This is a genomic window from Pandoraea captiosa (assembly GCF_902459775.1).
GTDB lineage: Bacteria > Pseudomonadota > Gammaproteobacteria > Burkholderiales > Burkholderiaceae > Pandoraea > Pandoraea captiosa.
The window spans coordinates 18,504-38,837 of record NZ_CABPSQ010000019.1 but is presented as its reverse complement, the minus strand read 5'-3'; the positions used below and the strand labels follow the sequence as shown (position 1 = coordinate 38,837).

General features: G+C 64.4%; 17 protein-coding genes. 9 read left to right on the top strand and 8 right to left on the bottom strand.

All coding sequences use genetic code 11. The annotated features are described in order from the left end of the window. Positions 1-306: 306 nt before the first annotated feature. Positions 307-2,271 carry an exonuclease domain-containing protein gene (locus tag PCA31118_RS27730; protein ID WP_425495403.1) on the bottom strand — a complete coding sequence of 655 codons (1,965 nt, stop codon included), beginning with the start codon at positions 2,269-2,271 and terminating at the stop codon, positions 307-309. Positions 2,272-2,396: 125 nt separating this feature from the next. Continuing rightward, complete coding sequence (locus tag PCA31118_RS25665; protein ID WP_150627760.1) at positions 2,397-2,978, bottom strand: DUF2471 family protein; 582 nt, start codon at positions 2,976-2,978, stop codon at positions 2,397-2,399. A gap of 171 nt (positions 2,979-3,149) precedes the next feature. Here PCA31118_RS25665 and PCA31118_RS25660 point away from each other — a divergent pair, with 171 nt between their 5' ends. Then, on the top strand, positions 3,150-3,851 hold the full coding sequence (locus tag PCA31118_RS25660; RefSeq protein ID WP_150627759.1) for a glutathione S-transferase C-terminal domain-containing protein: 702 nt from the start codon (positions 3,150-3,152) through the stop codon (positions 3,849-3,851). Between the two features lie 136 nt (positions 3,852-3,987). Here PCA31118_RS25660 and PCA31118_RS25655 read toward each other — a convergent pair whose 3' ends face one another. After that, a complete protein-coding gene (locus tag PCA31118_RS25655; protein WP_150627758.1) occupies positions 3,988-5,166 on the bottom strand; it encodes a GGDEF domain-containing protein in 1,179 nt (392 codons plus the stop codon). Positions 5,167-5,368: 202 nt separating this feature from the next. Between PCA31118_RS25655 and PCA31118_RS25650 the strand changes: the two genes are divergently transcribed. Continuing rightward, entirely contained in the window at positions 5,369-5,911 is a 543-nt protein-coding gene (locus PCA31118_RS25650; RefSeq protein ID WP_174990610.1) for a DUF4019 domain-containing protein, read from the top strand. 138 nt (positions 5,912-6,049) lie between these two features. Here the strand turns inward: PCA31118_RS25650 and PCA31118_RS25645 are convergent, their stop codons facing one another. After that, the gene (locus PCA31118_RS25645) at positions 6,050-6,688 is read right to left on the bottom strand and encodes a GntR family transcriptional regulator (protein WP_174990609.1); all 639 of its coding nucleotides are present in this window, start codon (positions 6,686-6,688) and stop codon (positions 6,050-6,052) included. Between the two features lie 577 nt (positions 6,689-7,265). Between PCA31118_RS25645 and PCA31118_RS25640 the strand changes: the two genes are divergently transcribed. After that, positions 7,266-8,399, top strand: a complete 1,134-nt coding sequence (locus PCA31118_RS25640) for an alpha/beta fold hydrolase (protein ID WP_246190437.1) — start codon at positions 7,266-7,268, stop codon at positions 8,397-8,399. A gap of 56 nt (positions 8,400-8,455) precedes the next feature. Here PCA31118_RS25640 and PCA31118_RS25635 read toward each other — a convergent pair whose 3' ends face one another. Both PCA31118_RS25635 and PCA31118_RS25630 read right to left on the bottom strand, forming a co-directional pair. After that, positions 8,456-9,004: a GNAT family N-acetyltransferase gene (locus tag PCA31118_RS25635; protein ID WP_150627755.1), complete on the bottom strand. Its 549-nt coding sequence runs from the start codon at positions 9,002-9,004 to the stop codon at positions 8,456-8,458. Continuing rightward, a complete protein-coding gene (locus tag PCA31118_RS25630) occupies positions 9,004-9,594 on the bottom strand; it encodes a helix-turn-helix domain-containing protein (protein ID WP_150627754.1) in 591 nt (196 codons plus the stop codon). Before PCA31118_RS25630 ends, PCA31118_RS25635 begins: the two co-directional genes overlap by 1 nt. Positions 9,595-9,744: 150 nt before the next feature. On the opposite strand from PCA31118_RS25630, the gene PCA31118_RS25625 reads away from it, so the two are divergent. The 6 genes from PCA31118_RS25625 (at position 9,745) to PCA31118_RS25600 (ending at position 17,370) form a co-directional block, all read left to right on the top strand. Then, positions 9,745-10,287 carry a GNAT family N-acetyltransferase gene (locus PCA31118_RS25625; protein WP_150627753.1) on the top strand — a complete coding sequence of 181 codons (543 nt, stop codon included), beginning with the start codon at positions 9,745-9,747 and terminating at the stop codon, positions 10,285-10,287. Positions 10,288-10,861: 574 nt separating this feature from the next. Continuing rightward, positions 10,862-13,852, top strand: a complete 2,991-nt coding sequence (locus PCA31118_RS25620; protein WP_150627777.1) for a xanthine dehydrogenase family protein molybdopterin-binding subunit — start codon at positions 10,862-10,864, stop codon at positions 13,850-13,852. Further along, a complete protein-coding gene (locus PCA31118_RS25615; RefSeq protein ID WP_150627752.1) occupies positions 13,849-14,559 on the top strand; it encodes a (2Fe-2S)-binding protein in 711 nt (236 codons plus the stop codon). The genes PCA31118_RS25620 and PCA31118_RS25615 overlap by 4 nt, the downstream gene beginning before the upstream one ends. A 173-nt stretch (positions 14,560-14,732) precedes the next feature. Next, positions 14,733-15,971 carry a cytochrome c gene (locus PCA31118_RS25610; protein WP_150627776.1) on the top strand — a complete coding sequence of 413 codons (1,239 nt, stop codon included), beginning with the start codon at positions 14,733-14,735 and terminating at the stop codon, positions 15,969-15,971. A 107-nt stretch (positions 15,972-16,078) separates the two neighbouring features. Beyond that, a complete protein-coding gene (locus tag PCA31118_RS25605; protein WP_150627751.1) occupies positions 16,079-16,762 on the top strand; it encodes a helix-turn-helix transcriptional regulator in 684 nt (227 codons plus the stop codon). Between the two features lie 233 nt (positions 16,763-16,995). Continuing rightward, positions 16,996-17,370, top strand: a complete 375-nt coding sequence (locus PCA31118_RS25600) for a VOC family protein (protein WP_150627750.1) — start codon at positions 16,996-16,998, stop codon at positions 17,368-17,370. 12 nt (positions 17,371-17,382) lie between these two features. On the opposite strand, the gene msrA is transcribed toward PCA31118_RS25600, so the two are convergent. Together msrA and PCA31118_RS25590 are read right to left on the bottom strand one after the other, a co-directional pair. Next, positions 17,383-18,087 carry a peptide-methionine (S)-S-oxide reductase MsrA gene (gene msrA, locus PCA31118_RS25595; RefSeq protein WP_150627775.1) on the bottom strand — a complete coding sequence of 235 codons (705 nt, stop codon included), beginning with the start codon at positions 18,085-18,087 and terminating at the stop codon, positions 17,383-17,385. Between the two features lie 193 nt (positions 18,088-18,280). Continuing rightward, positions 18,281-20,266 carry a cytochrome c biogenesis protein DipZ gene (locus PCA31118_RS25590; RefSeq protein WP_150627749.1) on the bottom strand — a complete coding sequence of 662 codons (1,986 nt, stop codon included), beginning with the start codon at positions 20,264-20,266 and terminating at the stop codon, positions 18,281-18,283. Between the last annotated feature and the right edge of the window lie 68 nt (positions 20,267-20,334).

The window sequence follows — 20,334 nt, the reverse complement described above, 5'->3', positions numbered from 1 at the left end:
CGACTGCGAGCATGCGTCTTGCAAATACTTAATATTTATATGCTCATGACCCGAAGTGGATAGGAGGGTTTTGCCTAGGTGGCACAAGGCGGAAAGAAAATTAGCGAGGGTTGGGGAGGTGCGTCGGCTTCTCGCGTCATGAGACGGTGGCCGAGCCGGTGGATGCCTGTGCCGCGCTATGCGACGCGTCCGAGGCCCTAGAGACGAGGGCATTGGCGGAGGGAGGAGTGTGCGCTAGGGGGCGAGAGCGAGGGGGAGCGAGGGAGGAGCGGTCTGTGGCCGCCTCGGCCGCGCGTTTTGACGGCGTCAGTGCGAATCCCGCGAATCCGGCGATTCCGGCGATTCCGGCGATTCCGGCGAGTCCGCCGTACTCGACGTATTCGACATGTCCTGCGTATCCAACGAATCCAACGAATCCAACGAATCCAACGAATCCAACGAATCCAACGTATTCAACGCATCCGACGTGTGCGACCTATCCAACGTACTAAACGTATTCAACGTGTCCAGCGGCAGCCGCAACTGGTTCGGATCTTCGGGGCGCGGCTGGCGGCGGCGCAACAGTGCGACGCTGCGGGGCTTTCTTTTCGGCATCGTGTCGTCTGGTGGCTCGACGTGACTCAGGCGGAACGCCGGGCGGGTCAGTTGCAACACGGTGAGCGGCGCGCACGGACGACGTGCGCGGCCAGCCTTCGACGGTTCGGTGAGGACAGTACTGGCGTTTGCCGCATTGGACGCTGCCTTGTCTGTCGGTTCGCCCGCCGGTTTGACAGGCTGTGACGCCGCTAGACGCCTGCCCAACAACCGATAGATGTCGGGATCGAAACCTGTCGCGGCGGGCATGGTGTCGAGGAAGGTGTCCAGCGCCTCGCGCGAGGCCACGCTGCCGAGATACTGCCAGCGATCGATCACGTGGTATTCGACGTTATTGGCATCGAGGTCGCGATCAAGGTCGCCATCGAGGTTGCCATGGGCATTGCCATCACGAGTGCTGCTGCCTTGACCGATGACGTCGGCATCCCCGTCGCCATCCTCGCGCATGCTGCGTTCCTCGATGGCGATCGGGCCGTCATACGGCCACGTTTCGAGTTGCAGCGTTGCGAGCGCTTCGCGCGTTCGCTCGGTGTGAGCCGCGAGCGGGGTGTCGCCCACGCACACGCCATCACAGCGCTTGACCTGATAGCCGAAGCACGGACGCCCCCTGGCGACCTTCTCCAGCCCAAGTTGCGCGCAACATAGACGATGCTCGTCAGCCAGCGAGCGCAGCGCGCTCTCCGCACTCGCGCGCGAGGAAAACGTGCCATAGAGCGCTTGCGCACTGGCGAAGTCGACGGTTCTGGCGCTCACGAGCTGCGGCACATCGCTGTCTTGCGTCAGTTGCCAGCTATAGAGACTCGCTGCGCGACGCAGCATGCGGTTGTGTACCGGCTGTAATTGCTTGACGAGTTGCGATTCGAGCAGCAACGCGCCCAACTCCCCGACCGTGCGGCGCACCTCGACGCGTCGGATCTCCTGCGAGATGCGCAAGTCCTTAGCCACCTGATGGTCGCTGGAGAAATGGGAGCGAACGCGGGCGCGAACGTCAACGCTTTTGCCGACATACAAGAGCGTGTCGCCTTCGCCATAGAAGAGGTACACGCCGGGCGTGCCGGGCAGGGCGTCGATGGCCTCGTCCGGCAACTGCGGTGGCTGACTCGATCGCTTCGTGACGCGCTGAACCGCCTGTCCGATAAGGTCCGGGGTATAGAGGCTATGGAGCTTCTGCCAGAACTGCCAGAGCAGATCGGCATCGGCGAGCGCGCGGTGGCGACCCTGCGGCATCAGGCCGAAACGGGCGATCAGCGCGTCGAGTCCGTGGCGTGCGGCCGAAGGAAACAGCAGACGCGACAGACGTACGGTGCACAGCACGTCCGCCTGGAACGCAATGCCGGCGCGCCGGAACTCGTTCTTGAGAAATCCGTAATCGAAGCGGGCATTGTGCGCGACGAAGAGTTTGCCGTGCAGACGCTCAGCCAGGCCCTGGGCGAGCGTGCCGAACGACGGCTGGCCCCTGACCATCTCGTTGGTGATGCCCGTGAGCTTCTGGATAAACGGCGGAATGGGCTCTGCCGGGTCGAGCAAGGTGCTCCATTGCTCCACCCCGTGGGGGCCGACTTCGACCACGCCGATCTCGGTGATGCGGTCTTCGAGCGCATTGCCGCCGGTCGTCTCCAGATCGACAAACACCATCGGGGCGGGCAGCGAACGGGCGAGTGCGTCGGGGTCGATCATCTCGGGGATGATGTCCCGGTTAGCATGCCACGTCGGCGAATCCGCGCCTTCGACCCCATTTTCGAACACTTCATGAACCTCGTTTTCGTGCCTGACTGCCGTGTCTGGTATTGGCCCGCGCCTGCTCAGGCCGCGCGCGCCGGACCGCCGGCGGTAAGCGAAGCGGGCGAATTAGGCGAATTAGGTGACGTGGGTGATGTGGGTGAGCCAGACGAGCCGGACGACCTCGGCGCCATGGACGACACGGACGACATCGACGTCCGGGCCGATGGTGACGCCAGCATCGAAGCCTCCGGGTATGCGCCGGCATCGTTGGCCGACCACGTGTCGTTGGCGAAGGCGGCCACAATGGCGCGGAACACCGCCGGTGCCGCCACGTCGGGCCATTGCAGATCGACCGGTGCGTCGAGCGACGGCAACTCGCCGCCACGCCGCAGGGCTTCGTCGCCGGGCAGACGCAGCAAGCGCGCAAGTACCCACGGCTCGTGCCGCGCGTGAAGGCCGATGTCCGCTTCCGCTTCGTCGGCGATGGCGATGAGCGTGCGCCAATCCAGCGGCATTGCCGACAGACTGCCGTTTGCCTCCGGCGCACGATGGGGCGCCTCGCGTGCTTCACGTGAATAGCGTGCGGCGATCTCTCGCACGACGCCGGCAAGATCGCGTTCGGCGGCGCTCAGCGCCAGTTGATCCCAGTCGATGGTTTCCATGAAATGTTCCTCGATTGGAGTACATGATACTGTATAAAACCACAGTGCGCGAGTCACGTATGTGGGGGGGAATGCGCCCCGGTTTCGACGCAATCGGCGTGACTGCTCGCGCGCATGTATTCGCGCATGTAATACTCTGCGCCATTCGTCCCGCACAGGAGCGCGCGCCCGATGTTGACCCTGTATACCTTCGGCCCGGCGTTCGGGCTACCCGACGCCAGCCCGTTCGTCGTCAAGGCGGAGATGTTGCTCAAGCTGGCCGGTCTGACTTACCGCACGGACCGCGGCGGGTTTCGCCGCGCACCGAAGGGCAAACTGCCTTTCATCGATGACGAGGGCGAGATCGTGCCGGACTCGACGCTGATTCGTCTGCACATCGAGCGCAAGTACGGGGTCGATTTCGACGCCGGACTCACCGCCGAGCAGCGTGGTGCGGCATGGATGTTCGAGAAGGCGCTCGAGGACCACTTCTACTGGCATGTGGTGCAGGCGCGCTGGTGCGACGACGGGAATTTCGCCCGAGGGCCGGCGTCGTTCTTCAAGTCGATTCCGTGGCCGGTGCGCCCCGTTGCGCAAAGGGTGATTCGCCGCAAGATTCGCAACACGCTGCATGGACAGGGCACGGGGCGTTATCGGCCGCCGGAGCAGCAGCAGTTGCTCGCGCGCGGTACGCAGAGCGCAGCACAGTTGCTGGGCGACAAGCCGTACTTTTTCGGGGACAAGCCCTGCGGCGCCGATGCCACCGCCTTCGGTTTCATTTCGGGGGCACTGACACCGAGCTTCGATCACGCGCTGCGTGATGAAATCGAAAAGCACGTGAACTTGACGGAGTACGTGGCCCGCCTGCGTCGCGAGTTTTTCCCGGACGTCTGAAAGGTATGTCGGCGACGATGACGACGCGCGTGCAATGGCTCGACGTGGTGCATGCCCCGTGTCGTCTGCCTCCCGGGCGCGCCATGGTCAAACGCCGGCCGCGTTCGGGCGACTGCCGCTGCGACCCTTGACCGTCTCAGCCCGCCTCTGACGCCGTTTCGTCGCTTGAGAGTACGTCCGAGAGCACGAGGTTGCGTCCGGAAATCTTCGCGGCGTACAGGGCGCGATCGGCGCGGATGCAAAGCGCTTCGAGGCTCTCGTGTTCCAGCCACGTGGCCACACCGCCGCTCAGGGTGTAGTGGCAAACGCCGAACGGACCTGCCACGAGGTGTCGGCTTGCCTGCGTGCGCAGGCGCTCGGCAATGCGAATCGCGCCGGCCGTGTCGGTACCCGGCAGCAGTACGGCAAACTCCTCGCCGCCGAGCCGCCCAAAGACGTCGCCTTCACGCAGGCTGTCGCGCACCAGCTTCACGAACTCTCGCAACACCGTGTCGCCGCCCGCATGCCCGTGCGTGTCGTTGATCGCCTTGAAATGATCGAGATCGATGACGATGATCGACAGCGGCCAGCCGCGCGCCAACGCCCGTGCCATCTCCTGACGCGCCAGCAGGTCGAAGTGCTTGCGTGAGATCGCGCCCGTCAGGTAGTCGCGATTGGCGGCTTCTTCGGCGGTGGCGAGCATGGCGTCGTGAATCATGAGCACTGCGCCCATCGTCATGGCGGGCATGACGACCGCGCCGATCGTAAGCATGACCGTGTTGAACATTGTCGGTGCATAGACTTCCGGTCCGGGCGCAGGCGCCCATCCAAATACGACCCCACGCACGATGTGCCCCACCGCAAAGGCGGCGGCCATGCCGGCCGTCAGCCAATAGTTGTAAGGGTGGCGGCGCGGCGGGATATGTCGAAGGATCAGCACTGCGACGGCGAGCAGCAGTGTGGCGTGGTACGCGGAGACGACCACGACACGCCGTTGCGGATTGTCGATGCCGTAGTGCCAGAAGAGGATCGCGGCGGCGAGCACGCCCAGCGATGCACCCAGCGCGTGCCAGTGGGGTGGGCGTCCAAGAAAGCGCGCGCATCCGGCGTAGTAGAGCAGCAGGCCGCCAGCCAGTGTCAGGTTGGCGACCGGAATCGACAGAAAATCGGGCACCACGCCGCGCAGGGCAAACAGCGGCAAAGCGATCAGCACGGCGACGTTGGCGAAACACCATTCGCGCACGCCCGCTACGCGCGAGCGTAAAAGCGAGCCCACGATCAGCAACATCATGAAGCTGAGGAGTGAGGTGATCGCGAGCAGAGACGTCGTCAACATGGCGATGGCCAAGGGGAGGCTGACATGTGTTGAGCATTGTAATGTACCGCGCGATGCGCGTTACAGTCCTTCGCGTGCCACGTCAGTAAAATGAGCGGACTAGCGAGTCGCGTCCTTTATGTGGCTCATGCGGTTCACGCATCATGCCGCGCATGGATCGCTCGCATGGCTTGCCCCCTTCGATTCAAGGAGTTTTTCGTCCATGTCGACGACCCGACCCAATTCGTCCCATCGCAACCGCCTTCTTAGCGCGGCGGCGCTTGCCCTCGGCATCGCTGCCGGGCTGGCTGCCGTGCGAGCCTACGCGCAGCAGGAGCCGATGCAGCGCCGTTCGGCGCAGCCGCCGCTCTTTTCCGCGCCCGCGAGCAACGCCACCGCCCCGGCGACCGACATCAATCGCGACGTGCGTCCGGCCCTCGAAGCGGCCAGTCTCTGGCTCGGACTTGCCGACGTGAACCGCGCTCAGCAGAGCTGGGAGCAGGCCGCCCCGGTATTCCAGCGAGCGATTTCGGCAGACGATTGGGCGCGCAGCCTGCAAGGCGCGCGCACGCCGCTAGGCAAGGTCAAGTCGCGCAAGACGCATGACGCGGTCTTCACCCGCTCGCTGCCCGGTCAGCCGGATGGGGAGTATGTGGTGATTCAGTACGACACGGTATTCGAGCACAAGGCCGAGGCGCACGAAATGGTGACGATGGCGTTCGGCATCGACGGCCGCTGGCGCGTGGCCGGGTACCTGGTGCGATGAGGGGGAAGTAGTGAAGCGGGAAGTAGTGAGGCAGGAAGCGGTGACGCGGGACGCGGTGAGGCGAGAGGGGCGAGAGGGGCGAGAGGGGCGGGCGTGCAGCGGGCGGCAGTCTGTCGAGCGCGCCGCGCAAACGGCGGCTTAGCGTGGCAATGCCGGTTCGACGATATGCATCGTCGTCTCGACGTGCGCGCGGGCAATCGCGCCGGCGAGCGTGTCGTCGCGGGCGCGCAGTGCGGCGAGCAGTTCCCGGTGTTGGTCGTTGGTGGACCGCAATTGCTCGTCGGAGAACATGACCGGCACGCGCAGCGCCCAATAGTAAAACTGAGTACGTTCGTGAAACTGCGCGATGATGACGTTATCTGCCGCCTTCACGATCAGATCGTGAAATTCCGTATTCAGGCGATTAAGCGCCAGGCGGGGCCGGTTCGCATTCGGCTCCATCTGGTCGATGAGGGCTTCGAGCGCATCACAGATCTCGGGCGTGATTTTGCGCGCTGCCAGACGGGCGGTTTCGGATTCGATGGCCATGCGGCTCTCGAAGATGGCGCGCACGGGAAGATGGTCGGCGCCTTGCACTTCCCAGCCGCGATTGCGGGCGATGAAGCCCTCACCCTGGAGAATCAGCAATGCTTCGCGCACCGGCGTGCGGCCCACACCCAATAACTGGATCAGGTCGTCCTCGATCAGGCGCTGCCCGGGTTTGAGCTCCGAGGCGAGAATCATGCCGCGGATTTTGGTCCGCACTTCACCAGTAATCAGGTTGCTGGGCGCTTTCATCTGATGCTTGTCTTCCATTGAGCGGCGTGCACGCCGTGTACTTCGACTTCGGCGAGAGAGATCGGTCTGGCCGGCTCTCTCGTGCATGCGGATGCGTCGCCCATGTATGGACGCCTGTCCGTGCCGCTGCGGATTTTACCGAGTTTCCCCGGGGCCCCTGAAAACCGTTCCCAAAACGTCAACGTTGCTGCGAGCATCCGGACAACGCAAGATTGCGGTCGAATTTTGCGCAATTCTTTCGGCTTCCGAAGCGAGGGCTCGCTTATACGCGCGTTTGAAGTGTTCGAAAAATACCATAACGCCCGAGCGGGCGGGGTTCGCGCTCACTCACTTGTACGCACTTGTGATGTGAGCACCCACCGCCATAGCGTTGCGGGTGCCGAAACATGCGCGGTGCGGTGGGCATCGGAAAATTGGTAAAGATGTGAAGCATGTCGGGGAATAACCCCTCGTTTGTGAGGGACTTTGCGGATGTGTCGCGAACGGAGTCGCCTGCCGTTCGCAAAGTCGGGGAGCGTGGCAGAATCGTCACATCCTTATTTGTCCCACTTTGCGTGCCGTCGCACGCCCATGTCCCATGCCGTCATCGCTATATCGGCGCGTGCGCCGTGTTTCGTCCCGGACCGTCATCGGTCTGAGTTTTCTGACCGCCCTGTCGACGTTGCCCGGCGCGATGCTCGTTTCGTCTGCCTACGCTGCTGAGGCCGCGAACGCGCCCACCGTCGCCAGTAACACCGTCGCCAGTGCGGTGGTCGATACCGAGAGCAACGCGGGTCCGGCGTATGGACCGGAGTTGCAGGGCTTCGCGTATCCCTATCCGGTGAACCGCTTCGACTTCACGTCGCAGCGCATGCCATTGCACATGGCGTACCTCGATGTGAAGCCTGCGCAAGCGAACGGCCGTACCGTGGTGCTGTTGCACGGCAAGAATTTCTGCGCGGCCACGTGGCAGGAGACGATCGATACGCTGGCGGGCGCAGGGTACCGTGTGATCGCGCCGGACCAGATCGGTTTTTGCAAGTCGAGCAAGCCGGCGCAATACCAGTACAGCTTTCAGCAATTGGCGAACAACACGCACGCCTTGCTGGCGTCGCTCGGCATCACAACCGCCACCGTCATGGGACATTCGACCGGAGGCATGCTGGCCGTGCGCTACGCGCTGATGTACCCGAACGAGACGCAGCAACTGGTGCTCGTCAATCCGATCGGCCTGGAAGACTGGAAGGCACTCGGTGTGCCGTCGAAGACGGTGGACGAATGGTTCGACCGCGAACTTCGCACGAGCGCGCCGGGCATTCGCCGCTACGAGCAGGCGACGTATTACGCCGGACAGTGGAGTGAGCGGTATGAACCCTGGGTGCAAATGCTGGCGGGCATGTACCGCGGGCCGGGCAAGCGAATCGTGGCGTGGAACTCGGCGCTGCTCTACGACATGATTTATACGCAGCCGGTCGTGTACGAACTCGGCAGGATTCGCGTGCCGACACTGCTGATGATCGGCGACAGAGACACCACTGCGATCGGCAAGGATTTCTCGCCGCCAGAGGTTCAGGCGCGTCTTGGACATTACGCGGAACTCGCCAGGACGACGCAGGCCGCGATCCCGAACGCCACACTCGTCGAATTTCCCGAACTCGGACACGCGCCGCAAATGCAGGACTCCGCGGCGTTTCACAAGGCATTGCTGACCGGGCTGGCGGCGCTGCATTGATGCCGCATTGATGCTGCATGATGCAGCCCGACGCCGGGCGCCCGGCTATTCGCGGCTCAGAGATGCTTGTAATAGAACGTTGTCGCACAGAAGGCGCCGTCGGGCATGAGCGCAAACTTCGGCACGTCGCCGGCGCGCTGCCAGCCGGCGCGCTGGTACAGGCGCTCGGCATCGCCGCCGGTGACGGTGTCGAGCACCAGTACGTGACGTCCGTGCGCGCGGGCCACATCGTCGACGGCCGCCATGAGTTGTTGTGCCACGCCCTGACGTCGTGCGCTGCGATGCACGAGCATTTTGGCAACGTCGGCGCGATGTGGCTGGTTCTCGGGCAGATCGAGGATCAGTTGGACGGTGCCGACGATATCGCCGTGGCCACCCCCCTCGGGGCTTTGCCGACGTGCCACCAACAGCGCGCGTTCGCCCCGTCCGACACTCTCGGCGACCTTGCGCCAGAACGCCGTCGCCCGCTCGCGCGTGAGCGGCAGGATGAAGCTCACCGACGCGCCTCCTTCGACGCAATCGATAAGCACGTCGGTGAGCGCGTCGACGGCGGCGAGCGCCTGTGCGCCGTTCAGCGGTTCGAGCAGGACCTGGGCGGAAGACATCAGGACATTCTCCTTGTGGCGACAAACGGCAATGTCACGAGGCCGACGAGATAGCGCGCGGTGGCCGACGTGGGGTTATGGAATCCGATGGGCTGATCGAGGCGCATGGCGAGGCAGTCGCCGGTGTCGAGCCGCCACGTGGTGGCGCCCAGGGTAATCTCGATGGTGCCTTCGATGACCCAGATCTGCTGCCAGACTTCGTTATCCCTTGAGCCGGTGTCGTATGCGACACGCTCGCCGGCGGGAAACCGCACTTCCACGAACTGGAGCGGCGACGGTTGTGGTGGCGACAGGTTGCGTCTGACGTAGCCCGAATCCGGATCGGTCCATACTGGCTGATCGGCGTATCGCGACAAAGGCGAGGGCGGGGCGTCGGCCACGACCTGCTCGTCGAAGAGCGACGCGAGCGTGACGTCGAGCGCTGCGGCAAGCTTGTCGAGAACGTTAGCGGTGGGACTCGTCTGTGCGCGTTCGATGAGCGAGATGCTCGAGCGGCTCACGCCGCTGCGCTCGGCGAGCGTGTCGAGGGAGTAGCCTCGTTCGCTGCGCAGCTCGCGCACACGACGGGCGATGCGTTCGTTGATATCCATGGCGTCCAGTTTACTGGAAAATTATTTCTAGTAAAATGGACGTCATTGCGGCGACGACGCACCGTACCGTTGCGACGTCAGGCATTGCAAGCGCCACTGACGCTGCGATTTGCGGCAACCTGACGGTAACTTGTTAGCGGGATCTTCGACATGACTGCCCCATCTTCGCCTTCCTCACCTTCATCTGCACCGCGCGCCACATTGACGATTCGCGACGCGACCGACGCCGATCTGCCCGTCATCCGCGACATCTACAACGACGCCGTGGCGCACACGACCGCTATCTGGAACGACGTCCTCGTCGATCTCGACAATCGACGTGAGTGGCTGGCAGCGAGACGCCAGCGCGGATATCCGGTGATCGTGGCGGAGTGCGACGGCACGACCATCGGCTATGCGTCGTTTGGCGACTGGCGAGCCTTCGACGGTTACCGCCATACCGTCGAACATTCGATCTACGTCGACAAGCGCGCGCGTGGCGCCGGCGCAGGCGAGGCTCTGATGCGCGCACTCATCGAGCGGGCTCGCGCGCTGAACGTGCACGTGATGATCGCGGCCATCGAAGCGCAGAACGCCCCGTCGATTCGCCTGCATGAAAAGCTCGGTTTTCGTACGGTCGGCACGTTTGGCGAAGTGGGCACGAAATTCGGCCGATGGCTCGATCTCACCTGCATGGAGTTGCGCGTCGACTAACCGATGCACGCGCTGCACAACCCAACTGATGCCGCTGTGTCCGCCTGGATATAGCGGCATTTCTTGTTTGGCATAGCCAACATCACGCAGCGCAAATATCGTCCGCGCACGCCCGTCGCACGGTGCGCAATGCGTTGTCTGTTCCCCGTGTTCTCACGCAGTGCGTCATGTCCAACCTTGTCATTCCGAGAGTCGGCGTGTAGCCTTGAGACGTCCGGTGTCACTCATGAAGCGTGCTCTTATCGAACTTCACGAGCGCATCACGGCGCGCGAATGTCACGGATCGTGACCATTGCATGACGCATAAGCATCGTGGGTCCGCGTTCGACGTGCGCGTCGTTGTGAGCGCACGAATGTTGCCGTGCCGTTTTGTCGTTCGGGAGTTGCAGGATCGTCTTCGTGATCGCGACACGTCCCCCCAAACAAGACGGACGGAACGCTTATGCCGCGCCTGCCAAGAAAACACAGTCCAACAGCGGCAGTGTCGAGCGACGACGCTCGCCATGACGCCGCGTCCGTAACCTCATCCTCTCCCGCCGGTAACCCAAGCCCCGAGGCGTCTCCCGGGTTCGCACTGACGCGCCGCGGGTTCCTCAAGGCGTCGCTGATCGCGGGCATTTCCGTGTACATCGCGCCGGTGGGCAGCCGTGCATTCGCAGCCCTGTTCGAAGACAGGAATCTCACGCCGGTGGCGTGGGACGCCGCCAAGGGGCAGGCCAGATTCCGTATCGACGGCACCGCCAAAGTCACCGGCAGCAAGATCTTTGCCCGCGACATTCGCGCACGCGACATGCCGGGCTGGCCCGCGCAACAGGCGCATGCGTTCGTGTTGCGCACGACGCTCGCCGATCGCCCGTATCTCGGCTTCGACCTCTCGCGGCTCGATGACGGTTTGCAACCCGACCGTATCGTGACGGCCGACGATCTCGCGCGCGACGGCATCGCCTTTCCCGAGTTCTACGGCGACGACATGCTGCTGCCCGCAGGCAAGACGCCAGCCTATCTCGGGCATGCCGTCGCCATCCTGATTTATCGCGATTTCCATCGTTTCCGCTTCGCGAAGGACAAGCTCAAGTTCCATGACGAGATCATTCGGTATGGCGACGTGAGCGGGCCGTTGTCGCGTGATCCGTGGGGCAGCTTCCGTTATGTGCGCGTGGGCGGCAAGACCGCTTATGACGATGACGTCTACTCCAGTCTCAAGGACGCGCCGATTTTCCCGAGCATGATGCGCAAGCATTTGCCCGTCTGGCCCGATGGCAACGATCACGGCAAGCTCGACGAGCAAGGCATGGCGCATGCCGCCAGGATCGGCGAGTCGCTGGCGCATCCGCCGGCGAACTGGCTGGTGATGTCGCGCGAGTACCGCACGCAGTCCGTCGACACCGCAGCGCTCGAACCCGATAACGCCAATTGCTGGTACGACGCGGCAACCCAAACGCTGCACATGGTCGTGCCCACGCAGTCGCCGTCCGAGGTGGCGGAGAATGCCGCCGCCATGGTGGCAAAGGGGCACTTTCCTGTCAGACGCCTGATCGTGTATCCGTGTTACACGGTCGGCTACGGCTCCAAGGACCACTACAACATGCCGTTCTACGGGCTGGCTGCCGCGATGTATGGCGATGGCCTGCCGGTGCGGCTCGCCAACGACCGGTACGAGCAGTTCCAGACCTCGCTCAAACGTCACGCGTTCACGATGCGCTATCGCATGGGCGTGGACAAGGAGACGGGCATGCTTCAGGCGTTCGCGGCGGACATGGACTGCAACGGCGGCGGGCGCATGAATTTCTCGCCGTCCGTGGCGATGGTGGGGGCAACGGCCGCCCAGTCGATCTATTACTTTCCGCAAAGCGATATGGCCAGCGTGGCGATTGCGTCGCGTGCGATCGACGCGGGTTCGGCGCGCGGCTACGGCACCTTGCAGTCGATGGCGGCGACCGAAATGATGATCGACGAGATGGCCGCGCAACTGGGCGTCGATCCGATCGATTTCCGAATGAAGAACGCCCTGCGCTCGGGCATGAAGAACACGCAGGGGGCGATTCCTGCGGGGGCCGTGCGCGTGGACGAAGTGCTCGCCCGGGCGAAGGCGCATCCGTTGTGGACGCAGCGCGACAAGAAGAAGGCGGAGTACGAAGCCGCGCACCCGGGGCGCCGTTACGGCGTGGGATTCGCATGCGTGCAGAAGGACTTCGGCACGGGCGCGGAGACGTCGTTCGCCCGTGTGGAGTTCGACGAGACGGGCAAGATTTCTCTGTATCACACTGCGGCGGAGATCGGCACGGGAACGTCGACATCGCAGGCCGTTGCCGTGGCCAAATGGCTTGGCATGCCCGCCACCGATGTCCACATCGCCATTACCGAGTGGCCGGAATTGCCGGTTGTCACCAGCGGCGATCCGTATCTGATGTCGCAGGCCGATCAGGACAAGCTGGCGGCCAATCCGCGCTGGTCGCCCGGGTATGCCTCGCCGTCGAGCGCGACGAACTCCGCGTTCTATTTCACTCACAGCACGCGCGAAGCAGCGCGGTTGGTCTTCTTGCAAGGGCTGTGGCCGGCGGCGCTGTCGATCTGGCGTCGTGGGTTGGGGGGCGGGCAAGCTGCGCCGCTGGTGGTGCGCGCCGAAGATGCGCGCTGGGTCGAAGGCAGGCTCACGGCGGCGGGGCTCGAAGCGCTGCCGTTCGGCATGCTCGCCAAAACCGCGTACGACCTGGGCTTCGTGACAGGCGCGACCGTGCACGTGTTCAACCGCTGGCAGTGGGCCGAAGCCGATTGGGATCTCGGCGACGGCGTGACACAACGTCTGCCGGTCGACGGCATCGCACTGCGCTTCGGCAAGGGCGGCGCTCTGCCCACGGCAGCGGCAGCAGCGCAGACCAGCGCCACACAGACGGTGTCGGCCAGGACGGCGCATCGCAGCGGCAATGCGCCCGCAAAGTCGGCGTCGCCGGCCGTGGCCGCAGCCGCCGCAAACGGCGCGCGTGCCGCGAAGGGCGCACCGGCCCCCGACTCCGGGCACCCCGGCATGCAGGTCGCCGCGCCAGTGCCCGCGACCGGCTATCGCACCATCGACCGCAAGCGTGTGTATTACCCGCCCGTGCAGCGCAACAATGCGGCGGTGACTTACTACAGTGCGGTGGGCACGCTCGTCGAGTTGTCCGTCCATGAAGCGAGCGGGAAGGTCGAATTGCTCACGCATCACTCGATCATGGAGTGTGGCAATCAGATTTCGCCGCAACTGGTCTCGGGGCAATTGCAGGGCGGTCTTGCGATGGGCATCGGTCACGCGTTGCACGAGTATCTGCCGCTGTACGAGGACGGCCCCGGCAACGGTACGTGGAACTTCAACCGCTACCACTTGCCCCGCGCGGTGGACGTTGCCGTATGGACGCAGACGGGCGAAGTGCTCCCGCCGATCTCGGAGACCGATGTGCCCAAGGGGATCGCCGAAGTGGTCATGATTCCCGTGGTAGGCGCGATCGTGAACGGCCTCGCCCACGCGATCGGCCATCGATTTACGGATTTGCCGGTAACACCGGAGAAGATCCAGGAGGTACTGGCATGACGGACACGACCCAGGTGACACAGGTAGCATCCGACGCGACGGCGCAACCGACGAACAACGCGAGCGCGGTCGCTGCGCCCGATGCGGCAAGTCAGGCAGGCGCTGCGAGCGCTGCAACTGCGGGGGCGGCGGCATCGCCCACGCCGTCGAATGGCCGGCAGCCGTGGGAGACGCTTCCCGTCACGGTGAAGATCAACGGTGTCTCGCACGGCCCGATGGCCGTACCCGCAGGGCTCATGATGATCGACTTCCTGCATGAGACGCTGGGCCTTACCGGCTCCCGGCTCGGCTGCGGGCAAGGCATCTGCCACGCATGCGTGGTCATCGTCGATCATGCCGACGGCAGCAGCGAAACGGTGCGCACCTGCATTACCGGGGCGAACTATTTCGACGGCAAGACCGTACGTACGGTGGAGGGCATCGCGACCCGAGACGCCGACGGCAAGGTCACGCTCGCGCCGATTCAGCAGGCGTTTCTCGATCACTTCAGCTTCCAGTGCGGATACTGCACGCCGGGGTTCGTGAACGCAGCGACGGTGCTGATCGAACGTCTGAAGCGCAATCCGGTCGCGCGTGCGGACCTCGAAGCTGCGATCACCGGCGCGCTCAACGACCAGATTTGCCGGTGCACGGGCTACGTGCGGTATTACGAGGCCGTGCGCGATGTCATTCTCAAGACGCCCGGGTGCGTGAAGGACGCGAAATGAGCACCGCCGCCATGCATCTCAATCGCGTCGCCCGGTGGAGCCTTCGTGGCGCATGCCTTGCCGCCGTCTTGCTCGTGGCCGCCTGCAACGACTCGAGCGCACCGAAGCCGCCCGAACCGGTTCAGCCGCCCAAGCCCAAGACTTCCCTGGCGCCGTCGCTTGTGACGAGCGCCATGGCGGCCGACGCGCCTTCGCAGGCGAGTGGGACCTCGACGCCGAGCGGGGCAGCATCGGCTGCGCCCGCTACCTCGGCTGCATCGACTGCATCGATGTCGAAGGCGCCCGCCGAGTTGATCGCCCGAGGCAAATATCTTGCGCGCGCCGCAGACTGCGCGGCCTGCCACACGAGTGCTGACGGCGCACCGTTCGCCGGTGGCGTGCCGCTCAAGTCGCCGTTCGGTACCTTCTACGGCACTAACATCACGCCGGACAAGACGAACGGCATCGGTGGCTGGACGGCGGACGACTTCTACCGCGCCTTGCACGAGGGGGTGGCCCCCGACAAGGTGCTGTACCCGGCCATGCCCTACACGTCGTACCGTCAGATGACGCGCGCGGACAGCGACGCCATCTATGCCTATCTGATGTCGGTGAAACCGGCGGCAGTGCCCAACCGCAAGCACGACCTCTCGTTCCCCTACAACATGCGCTTCGCCATGCGAGGGTGGGACTGGATGTTTCTGACCGACACGTTGCCCGATGCCTCACGGGGGCAGTCTGCCGACTGGCTGCGCGGACGTTACCTCGCCAACGCCCTCGGCCATTGTGCGGAATGCCACACGCCGCGCGGCACGTTCGGCCAGCTCGACAAGGCCAGGCCGCTCGGCGGGGCGGCGCTCGCCCGCATTGCCGCGCCGGACCTCACGCCGGAGGCACTGGCCGCACGCGGCTGGACGGTCAAGGATCTGCAAACGTTCTTCGGTACGGGGATTGCGCCGCAAGGCTCGGCGTTCGGCGAGATGTACCCGGTGGTGCATCTGAGCACCCAGTACCTCACGCCCGACGATCTGCGTTCGCTCTCGACGTACCTGCTGGGCGATGCACCGCCCGCGCCGAAGCCCTTGCCGCAGACGCCTGACACGAGCCAACTGACGGCGGGCCGCAACCTTTATCTCGCGGTGTGCGCCGGCTGTCACGCGGCGGACGGCACCGGCAAGCCCCACGTCGCGGTGTCGATGCTGGGCAATTCGACCGTGCGTCAGAAGGACCCGCGCAATCTGATCGTCACGATTCTCGACGGCGTCGAAGCGCAGAAATTCCCGGGCCTCGAAGCGATGCAGGACATGCCGGGTTTCGACAAGCGGCTCACCGATGCACAGGTCTCCGAGTTGTCGAACTACCTGCGCGTCGCGTACGGTGGGCAGCCCGCCGATGTGAACTCCGAGGTCGTGAGGCAACTGCGTCAGAAGTGAGGCGGTCGTAGTGAAGCAGCGGTCGTGAGGCGGCGGTAGTGAGTCAGCGCCAGTGAGGCGGCGCCAACGCTGCGTCGCCCGGCGGACATGGCGCATAATGACGCGCCATGTCCCGCACACAACGTCTTTTCTCTCTGATGCAGTTGCTGCGTCGTCACCGCTATCCGGTGGCGGGGACGGCGCTCGCCGCTTCGCTTGGCGTCAGTCTGCGCACGCTCTATCGGGATATCGCCGAGTTGCAGTCGCAAGGCGCGCACATCGAAGGGGCGCCGGGACTGGGGTATGTCCTCAAACCGGGCTTCATGCTGCCTCCGCTCATGTTCTCGGAGGAGGAGATCGAGGCCATCGTGCTCGGCTCGCGCTGGGTGGCCAAACGAACCGACGGCGCGCTGGCCGACGCGGCGGCCAATGCCCTCGCGAAGATTGCCGCAGTGCTGCCTTCGGATCTGCGCACATCGCTCGAAGCGTCCACGTTGCTCATCGGCCCGGGCGATCCTTTGCCGCCGATGATCGTGGAGCTCACCGACATTCGCGAGGCCATTCGTGCCGAGCGCAAACTCCATCTTGCCTATCGCGATGAAGCCGGACGAACGTCCGAGCGGGTCGTCTGGCCATTCGCGCTCGGCTTCTTCGACCGGGTGCGGATGATCCTCGCGTGGTGCGAACTGCGCGACGACTTTCGCAGCTTCCGCTGTGATCGCATCGAAGCGATGACCGTGACCGGCACGCGCTATCCCCGTGGGCGTCGCTCGCTGCTCAAGACGTGGCGCGAGACAACCGGCAAAGGTTGAGTCGCGCGCTTCCCTGCGGGCATCACGACGCTCGAAACGCGTGGCACGGATGCGTTTCAAATGGGTGTTCGACTACTGACAAAAACTGACAGCATCCCTTCGTACGATGGCGTCACGACAACGCGCGACGTTGCTCGGCAACGAGCGGTCGATGCGCGTGCGTCCTTCAAAAATAACGTATCGATACGAGCCATCGATAACGAACTATCGAACACGAACGACAGGAGCTAGTCATGATGCATCCGAACATGATCAATCTGTACGTGGCCAGTCCACCCGAGAGCGCCGGATTTTATGCCGATCTGTTCGACGTGGAGCCGGTCGAAGCGTCGCCCGGATTTGCCTTGTTCACCTTTCCCTCGGGGCTGAAGCTGGGGTTGTGGGCGCGCTACTCGGTTTCCCCGACGGCGATCGCGCCGCCGGGCGGTAGCGAAGTGGTGATTCCGGTGGCGTCGAACGCGCACGTCGATGCCACATGGGAAGACTGGAGCGCACGCGGCATCACGATTCTTCAGGCGCCCACGACGATGGACTTCGGTCGCACCTTCGTCGCCTCGGACCCGGACGGACACCGCCTGCGCGTGTACAAGCTGGCGGAGAGTCGATAGTCGCACGTGGGCTTATCTGGCCGAGGCCGTCTTCACCAACACCGGTGTGTCGCGATACAGCGCGGGGAAGATGCGTTTGAGATCCTTCACCTTCGGCATATCGTTGATCACGATGTACGGATAGTTGGGATGCTCGGTCAGGAAGTCCTGGTGATACGCCTCGGCAGCGTAGAACCCCGTGTACTTTTCGACCTTCGTCGCGATCGGCTTGTTGTAGACGTGTGAGGCGTCGAGTTGTGCGATGTAGGCGGTCGCCACCTGACGCTGTGCGTCGCTCATCGGAAAGACTGCCGAGCGATATTGCGTGCCGGTATCCGGTCCCTGACGGTTAACCTCCGTGGGGTTGTGCGCCACCGAGAAGTAGATTTGCAGCAGCTTGCCGTAAGACACCTGCTGCGGATCGAACGTCACCTGAACCGATTCGGCGTGACCGGTGGAACCGCTGCTCACGGTTTCGTAGTCGGCCGTTTTGGCCGTGCCGCCCGCGTATCCGGACTCCGCTTTCGTCACGCCCTTCACGTGCTGGAACACGCCTTGCACGCCCCAGAAGCATCCTCCCGCGAATACGGCGGTTTCGGTGCGGGCGCCGGTCGACGGCTCGTCGAGCTTCGGTGCGGCGATGACGACGGCGTCCTGCGCGCCAAACGCGAACGCACCGCTTTGCCATGCGAGGGCGCCCACCGCAATCGCGGTGGCGCCGAGCAGAGCGCGTCGCATACGGGATGTGGCAGGCGTCGTGCGGCGGGGGGCGGCGAAGTCGTGGCCAGCGGGGACTGCGGGGGGCGCGTGTTGCGACGCCTGCGGTGAATTCTTATCGAGCTTGCTCATATGAATGCTCCTGGCGTCGACGGACGCCTCGATGACGGTGTTGATGGGTGTTGATGGTGATGGTGATCGAAGACCCATGCGGTCAGCCAAACGTGAAGGCGTAAGCCGATACGCCCGGATCGAGAAATTCGATGCTGAATGTCCGGTCGCGTACCTCCCCGCTTTGGCGAACCAACTGGTACAGGCGCTGTGAGGTGACGGTACCGGTGCCATCGGCGGCCACGTCGGTGCCATGGGCGTCGCCCGGTGGCTGCGCGTCGACGGTGACGCGAAAGCGTACGGGTTTGCCGCTGGCGTCGGGGCCCATCACGAGGTGCAGGTCGCGGGCGTGAAAGCGATAAACGATGCGAGCGCCTGCCTGCGTTGCCGTTGCCTGCTCCGGGCCGACCTTCCACTTCCCGGCAAGCGCCCAGGTGTTGAGTGCCGGCGGCGACTGGGGCGTTTGTGAGAGGACTGCGGACGGCGTGTGGTAATCGTTCGGGGCGTCCTTCACGACGCCGCCCGGCGAGCTGAAGTTTTCGGCACGAGCGTAGCCGATGTAGGTCTCCGGCGAACGCACGTCGCGCAAGTCGGCGGCTTGCTGAACGCCGCTGGCCTTCGCGTCGGTGGTGCCGTCGGCGACCTGGGCGGCACCGGCTTCGCGCAGCAATTGCTGAATCACGCGCTCGGACTCGGCGTAATTGCCTTCGCCGAAATGGTGATAGCGCACGCGACCCTGGGCGTCGACGAAGTAATGCGCCGGCCAGTACTGGTTGTCGAAGCCGCGCCAGATGGCGAAGTTGTTGTCGATCGCGACCGGGTAGCTCACGCCCAGATCCTTCACCGCCTTTTTCACGTTGCCGATGTCGCGCTCGAAGGCAAATTCCGGCGCGTGCACGCCGATGACGACCAGTCCCTGATCGCGATACTTCTCTGCCCACGCTTTCACATAGGGCAGCGTGCGCAGGCAGTTGATGCAGGAGTAAGTCCAGAAGTCGATGAGTACGACCTTGCCGCGAAGCGCCTGTGCCGAGAGCGGCGGCGAGTTGAGCCACTGCACCGCGCCGTCGAGCGACGGAAGTTGTCCTTCGACCGGGAGCGGTGCGGGTTCGCTCGCTGCCGTGCGGACCATCGCACGATTTGCAGCCGACGTTGCGGGTTCGCTGCGCCCGGCGCTGTCTGCTGCCGAGCCCTCTTGTGAGGACGCGATGGCCGCATTCGTTGCATTAGTGGCGTTAGTGTCGTTAGTGGCGTTAGGCGCGTCAGTGGCGCCAGATGCAGCGGGCGCAAGAACGGTATTACCGTCGGAACCGCCCGAATGCCGGCGGCCGCCCAACTGTTCGACGAGACGTTGCTCGATGCCGCCGGTCGATGCGGTCGACAACTGGGCGAGCACGCCGGTATCGAGGCCCAGCGCGATCGCGGCCACGCCGGCGAGCATCAGGCCGCCGAGCCCGCGGCGAATCCATTCGCCTGCGCCCAGTGAGCGCTTCATGGTGGCAAAGACGCGCCCGCCGACGAGCAGCGCCAGGGCGAGCGATGTGGCGGCTCCCGCCGCATACGCGAGGAGCAGCAGCGTGGTGCCGACGCTCGCCCCTTGCAGCGCGGCACCCGTGAGCACGAGACCGAGGATCGGGCCAGCGCACGGCGCCCAGAGCAGGCCGGTGGCAATGCCGAGCAGGAACGACCCGCCCGCGCCGGTGCCGCGGGCCTCGTCGATGGTCGCGGTGGTCGCGGTGGTCGTGGCGCCGTCGCCTTGTGCGGACTGCGTCAGACGGTTGCCCAGCGCGACCAGCGGGTGTGTCAGGCGTTCTGCGAGCTTCGGGAACAGCAGCGTCGCACCGAAAAGGGCGACGAGCGCGAGTGCGAGCCAGCGCCCGTACTGGTTCGCCTGCACGACCCAGTTCCCGCCCACGGCGGCGAGCGTGGCCACGAGTGCGAACATCAGCACCATGCCGGCGAGCATGGGCAGCACGCTGCGCGAGAACGACTGACCGGCACGCGAGAACACGAACGGCAGCACTGGCAGGATGCAAGGGCTGACGATCGTCAGAATCCCGCCAAAATAGGCAAGGATGAGCAAAGTCATGAAAGACTCCCTGGGCGTTGTCCGACACCGACGGCCGGACAACGCAAGTTTCTATGGCTTGGGCGCGA

Bases quoted from the DNA above. Each gene is read 5' to 3' on its own strand.
- PCA31118_RS25660 (WP_150627759.1), top strand. From the start codon at position 3,150: ATGTTGACCCTGTATACCTTCGGCCCGGCGTTCGGGCTACCCGACGCC.
- msrA (WP_150627775.1), bottom strand. From the start codon at position 18,087: ATGCGACGCGCTCTGCTCGGCGCCACCGCGATTGCGGTGGGCGCCCTC.
- PCA31118_RS25600 (WP_150627750.1), top strand. From the start codon at position 16,996: ATGATGCATCCGAACATGATCAATCTGTACGTGGCCAGTCCACCCGAG.
- PCA31118_RS25665 (WP_150627760.1), bottom strand. From the start codon at position 2,978: ATGGAAACCATCGACTGGGATCAACTGGCGCTGAGCGCCGCCGAACGC.
- PCA31118_RS25625 (WP_150627753.1), top strand. From the start codon at position 9,745: ATGACTGCCCCATCTTCGCCTTCCTCACCTTCATCTGCACCGCGCGCC.
- PCA31118_RS25635 (WP_150627755.1), bottom strand. From the start codon at position 9,004: ATGTCTTCCGCCCAGGTCCTGCTCGAACCGCTGAACGGCGCACAGGCG.
- PCA31118_RS25610 (WP_150627776.1), top strand. From the start codon at position 14,733: ATGGCGGCCGACGCGCCTTCGCAGGCGAGTGGGACCTCGACGCCGAGC.
- PCA31118_RS25605 (WP_150627751.1), top strand. From the start codon at position 16,079: ATGTCCCGCACACAACGTCTTTTCTCTCTGATGCAGTTGCTGCGTCGT.
- PCA31118_RS25640 (WP_246190437.1), top strand. From the start codon at position 7,266: ATGCCGTCATCGCTATATCGGCGCGTGCGCCGTGTTTCGTCCCGGACC.
- PCA31118_RS25590 (WP_150627749.1), bottom strand. From the start codon at position 20,266: ATGACTTTGCTCATCCTTGCCTATTTTGGCGGGATTCTGACGATCGTC.
- PCA31118_RS27730 (WP_425495403.1), bottom strand. From the start codon at position 2,271: ATGATCGACCCCGACGCACTCGCCCGTTCGCTGCCCGCCCCGATGGTG.
- PCA31118_RS25650 (WP_174990610.1), top strand. From the start codon at position 5,369: ATGTCGACGACCCGACCCAATTCGTCCCATCGCAACCGCCTTCTTAGC.
- PCA31118_RS25630 (WP_150627754.1), bottom strand. From the start codon at position 9,594: ATGGATATCAACGAACGCATCGCCCGTCGTGTGCGCGAGCTGCGCAGC.
- PCA31118_RS25615 (WP_150627752.1), top strand. From the start codon at position 13,849: ATGACGGACACGACCCAGGTGACACAGGTAGCATCCGACGCGACGGCG.
- PCA31118_RS25655 (WP_150627758.1), bottom strand. From the start codon at position 5,166: ATGTTGACGACGTCTCTGCTCGCGATCACCTCACTCCTCAGCTTCATG.
- PCA31118_RS25645 (WP_174990609.1), bottom strand. From the start codon at position 6,688: ATGAAAGCGCCCAGCAACCTGATTACTGGTGAAGTGCGGACCAAAATC.